The 4,466-nt window shown below is 61.8% G+C and carries 4 protein-coding genes; 3 read left to right on the forward strand and 1 reads right to left on the reverse strand.

The genetic code is table 11. The features are described 5' to 3' along the window. Window positions 1–120 precede the first annotated feature (120 nt). Entirely contained in the window at window positions 121–678 is a 558-nt protein-coding gene (locus RUW20_RS19045) for a glutathione peroxidase (RefSeq protein ID WP_313953795.1), read from the reverse strand. A 588-nt stretch (window positions 679–1,266) separates the two neighbouring features. Between RUW20_RS19045 and RUW20_RS19050 the strand changes: the two genes are divergently transcribed. The 3 genes from RUW20_RS19050 (at window position 1,267) to RUW20_RS19060 (ending at window position 3,893) form a co-directional block, all read left to right on the forward strand. Beyond that, a complete protein-coding gene (locus tag RUW20_RS19050; protein WP_313953796.1) occupies window positions 1,267–2,175 on the forward strand; it encodes a MerR family transcriptional regulator in 909 nt (302 codons plus the stop codon). A gap of 120 nt (window positions 2,176–2,295) precedes the next feature. Next, complete coding sequence (locus RUW20_RS19055; RefSeq protein WP_313953797.1) at window positions 2,296–3,153, forward strand: amino acid ABC transporter substrate-binding protein; 858 nt, start codon at window positions 2,296–2,298, stop codon at window positions 3,151–3,153. 248 nt (window positions 3,154–3,401) lie between these two features. Further along, complete coding sequence (locus tag RUW20_RS19060; RefSeq protein WP_313953798.1) at window positions 3,402–3,893, forward strand: hypothetical protein; 492 nt, start codon at window positions 3,402–3,404, stop codon at window positions 3,891–3,893. The last annotated feature ends 573 nt before the right edge of the window (window positions 3,894–4,466 follow it).

Consider the following 4,466-nt stretch of genomic DNA (forward strand, 5'->3'; position numbering starts at 1 on the left):
TGCCGCAGGTCGGCACTGGCCTGGATGTCGGGGAGGAAGAAGTGTTCTGGTGCGTTCATGGCTACTCTCCAGTGGGAAAGAAGTGCGTGGTCAATGGCCACAGCAGCAGGACGGCGATCGCTACTTGCCGAGGAATTCATCGATCCTGGCGAGCAGCGCCGGGTCGTCCGGCTTGACGCGGCTGGCGAAGCTCAGTACCTGCCTGCCGCTGCGGTCGATCAGGTATTTGTGGAAGTTCCATTGCGGCGTCTTGCCGCTCGCCTTGGCGAGTTGCGTGTAGAAGGGGCTGGCATTGGCGCCGACGACGCTGGCCTTGGCAAACATCGGGAACTGCACGCCATAGGTCAGCCGGCAGAAATCGGCGATTTCCTCGTTGCTGCCCGGTTCCTGCTCGCCGAAGTCGTTCGAGGGAAAGCCGACGACGACCAGCCCCCTGTTCTTCAGTTGCGCGTACAACTTCTCGAGGCCGTCGTACTGCGAGGTAAAACCGCAGTAGGTAGCGGTGTTGACCACCAGCAAGACCTTGCCCTGCCACTGGCACAGCGACTGCTGCTGGTGATCCTGCAGCGACGCGAAGCTGTGGTTCAGCAGCGGCGGGCATTGCTCCGCGGCGACAGCGGGCAGCCCGGCGAAAACGCCGACAGCCAGGACGAAAGCGGAAAATCGCGACCGAGACATAAGGTGCTCCAGGAAAATAGCCGTTAAACGGCGGTTACTTGTGGCAGACAGCACGTCGACGTGGCCGGTCTTTTTGTCCAGGACGTTAAAGACCGACCGCACTGCCGCGACCCGCGGCTTTTTCAGCCGCCAACGGCGTACCAAAAACCCCTCTAAAGCCAGTCCACATAAGGACAGAAAGGGCGCAGCCGGCGGTCTCCATAGCGGCGAGTAGCGACAGATCAAGGGCCAGCGCACTGCTTTGATCATCTCTTACTGTCTTGGACAAATATTTCATGGGCTCGACTATAGTTTTGCCAGATCGGCTTGTCAAGGCTTTCGCACCTATTTGTCGTGGACACCACAGCGGTCGCCGCGGTGACCACACCGTCCGGGACTGACGTCATTACCGACCTTTCGGCAGGTTTTTACCCTGTGGCGCGCCATCGACGTTCGTTGCGACCCCCAAACAACCACCGCCGAGCCTGCCCTTGCTTCTGCCGCCCAAAGCCGAGGCTATTTTGTCCTGGACATGTAGCCGATCTTGGGCTAACTTTGCGCACATTCACCAAGCTACCGCCCCATTTCCCCACCACCGCCCAGAACACCATGAACGATCTTCCAGCCATGAACATCAGTGCAGTCGAGCGCGATACCGGCCTCGGCAAGGACACCCTGCGCGTCTGGGAGCGCCGTTACGGCTTTCCGCAGCCGACGCGCGACGATCATGGCGAACGCGTCTATCCGCCAGAGCAGGTCGAGCGTCTGCGGGTGATGAAACGCCTGATCGACCAGGGTCTCCGTCCCGGTCGCCTGTTCGCGGCCAGCGCGGAAGAGTTTGCCGAGCTGTGCCATGCCTGCGCATCGCCCAGGCGCAACGACGTCGGGCAGGGAGACCCACTGATCCGCCAGACAACCGCACTGGTCAAGGCGAACGACGTGCCGGCCCTCCGCCAGCTGCTCCACCAGGCGATGATGCGGCTCGGCTTGCAGCGCTTTGTCATCGACGTCGTCGCGCCGCTCAATGACGCCGTGGGAGATGCCTGGATGAGCGGCGAGTTCGAGGTCTTCGAGGAACATCTTTATACGGAGCAGATCAAGTCGCTGTTACGACAGGCCATCGGCAACCTGCCTGCCGGTGGCGGAACGCCGCGCATCCTGCTGACGACCCCGCCCGACGAACAGCACGTGCTCGGGCTGCTGATGGTCGAAGCCTTGCTGGCACTCGATGGCGCCAGCTGTATTTCGCTGGGCACCCAGACCCCCCTGGCGGATATCCGGATGGCCGCCACGGCGCACCACGCCGACATTGTCGCCCTCTCGCTTTCCGCGGCTTTCCCGGGACGACAGGTCGGTGCGCTGGTCAGCCAGTTGCGACAGATGTTGCCGGCAACGGTGGACCTGTGGGTTGGCGGTGCGGGAGCGCAGCGCGCGACGCCAGTAAAGGGCATCGTGCTGCTGCCGACCCTGCAAGCGACGCTTGACGCACTCGAGACCTGGCGGCAAGGGGATCACTGATCCCGCTGTCAGAATTCTCCGAACCGGTGCACACTGGAACTTCTGGTGTGAAGAACCGGTCTCGAGCATGCTGTTGTTTTTTTCAATGGGTCGCGTTGGCCCGCTAACGAAGGATTAAAAATGATATTTCGTACCCTCGTCGCTGCTGGTGTCGCAGCATCGTGTTTCTTTGCGCTACCCGCGGCGGCCAACGAATCGACCCTGGCCAAGGTCAAGCAGACTTCGACGCTGAAACTCGGCTACCGTGAGAACTCGGCGCCGTTCTCGTTTGTCGGCGATGACAAGAAGGCACACGGCTACAGCATCGATCTGTGCATGCGCGTGGCCGGTGACATCGCCAAGCAATTGGACATCCCGAAGCTGGACGTGCAGTGGGTCCCGGTGACTGCACAAAGCCGCTTCGAGGCCTTGAAAAATGGTGAGATCGACATCGAGTGCGGCAACACGACCCAGACGCTGGCGCGCCGTGCCGACTTCGATTTCAGCCTGATGACCTTTGTCGATGGCGCCGCCTTGCTGTATCGCCGCGGCGAAAATCCGAAATCGCTGGCAGACGTCAAGGGGCAGCGCATCGCCGTGGTCAAGGGAACGACCACCGAAAAAGCGATGGAACAGCTGGTAGCGTCGGAAAAGCTGGGAATTCTGCTGCTCAAGGTCAAGGACCATGACGAAGCCCTGGCCGCGCTGCAGAACAAGACCGCCACCGCCTATGCGGCCGATCGTACGGTATTGATCACCACCGCCCTGCTTGGCGGGGACGGCCAGACCTACACCATCGCCGAACATCAGTTCACCTACGAGCCTTACGGCCTGATGATGCGCCGCGATGCGGACCTGCGCCTTGCCGTCGATAGCTCGCTGGCACACTTGTATCGCAGCGGCGAAATCGGACCAATCCTGCAGAACTGGTTTGGCGCGCTCGGCAAGCCCGGCGAACTGCTGATGGTGATGATTCTCCTCAACGGCCTGCCCGAGTAAGTGAAACCGGGTGCGACCACTCGGTGGCGCCCGCTATTGGTGTCCGGCAGCGATACTCCCTTGCAGACACCGCCAGTCCGACCGGCAACTGGTGCACGCCGTTCGAGACGCAAAGCGGTCGAGTTTCTGGCAGCTGTCGCCGTCGGCCTACTTCGCCGGGCCGGGGTCGCGCACCACGCCACGGCCGGCGCTCATTCCTCTTCCAGGGCGCCCGGCGGGTGGTTCCGGACTCACACCGAGGACTTCGCATGAATGCTTATTTGCGCCGGCTTTCCCACCTGCTGCGATCGTCGCTCGTCCTTCTGCTCATCGCCAGCACCGCTGTCTTTTCGCAGACGCGCCAGGAACACATCCACCAGCTGTCGCACGGCGTCATGCCCTTCGATGTCTCTGCCACGGTACATGTCTTCAAAATGACCGAGTTGGGAGGCATTCAGCGGGTCATCGCCAAAGACCCGGGCGCCAGCGACCAGATCACGCTGATTCAACAGCACCTGCGGCATGAGGCGATGAAGTTTCAGCATGGAGACTATGCAGATCCGGCTACGCTGCACGGTGCCGACATGCCGGGGCTGAAGGATCTGCAGGCCGCCGCCACGCGCATCACGGTGTCCTATGCCTCGCTCCCCACCGGCGCGGAGATCACCTTTACGGCGACTGAACTGCGGCTGATCACGGCGCTGCACCGCTGGTTTGGCGCCCAACTGTCCGAACACGGCGCTGACGCCCGATCAGAATGAGGGGCGGTCAAGCAGGATGGCCCGCGCCCGACGCTTACTCCGCCGTTCACTCGCTGGCCCCGAGCTTATGGGTCGCTGACACCAGGCACCTGCTTCCGAACACGCAAGAGCATTGCGGGACGTAAATCCCGCGTTTGAAGTTCTCGCCGACTGGGTGACGGGGCGCTGACACACGTGGGCGGTTTTCGACTACCAATTGGCGTATGCGCTGCTGCGCCACCGTGTCTGCGGTCTGCCGATCCCGGCCCCTGGCCGGATTACTCTGCCGCAAACTCGGCCAGCCAGCGACGAACGGCCGGCGGTGAGGCGTTGATCGCCCAGGCGATCTCGCGGTGGCTGCGGCCAATCTCCCGAGGATGCCACGCTTATTCCGCGCGCCACGATATTACAAATGACTGTCCAGATTACTCTGGAATCACCGTCCAGTTTACGCCCTGAGGTAGTCGTCAAGGGTTTTTTTGCGGCTCCGGCATGCTGACCAGCCTTTCCGACGAAGGATGCTTAAGCAGCCCTCGTATGTCTTTTAGATAAGCCTGGACCTGTTCCGGAGAGGGCCTGGCGAGGCTTTCCGGC

It is taken from the genome of Accumulibacter sp., assembly GCF_032229525.1.
Classification (GTDB): Bacteria; Pseudomonadota; Gammaproteobacteria; order Burkholderiales; family Rhodocyclaceae; genus Accumulibacter.

Bases quoted from the DNA above. Each gene is read 5' to 3' on its own strand.
- RUW20_RS19045 (WP_313953795.1), bottom strand. From the start codon at position 678: ATGTCTCGGTCGCGATTTTCCGCTTTCGTCCTGGCTGTCGGCGTTTTC.
- RUW20_RS19050 (WP_313953796.1), top strand. From the start codon at position 1,267: ATGAACGATCTTCCAGCCATGAACATCAGTGCAGTCGAGCGCGATACC.
- RUW20_RS19055 (WP_313953797.1), top strand. From the start codon at position 2,296: ATGATATTTCGTACCCTCGTCGCTGCTGGTGTCGCAGCATCGTGTTTC.
- RUW20_RS19060 (WP_313953798.1), top strand. From the start codon at position 3,402: ATGAATGCTTATTTGCGCCGGCTTTCCCACCTGCTGCGATCGTCGCTC.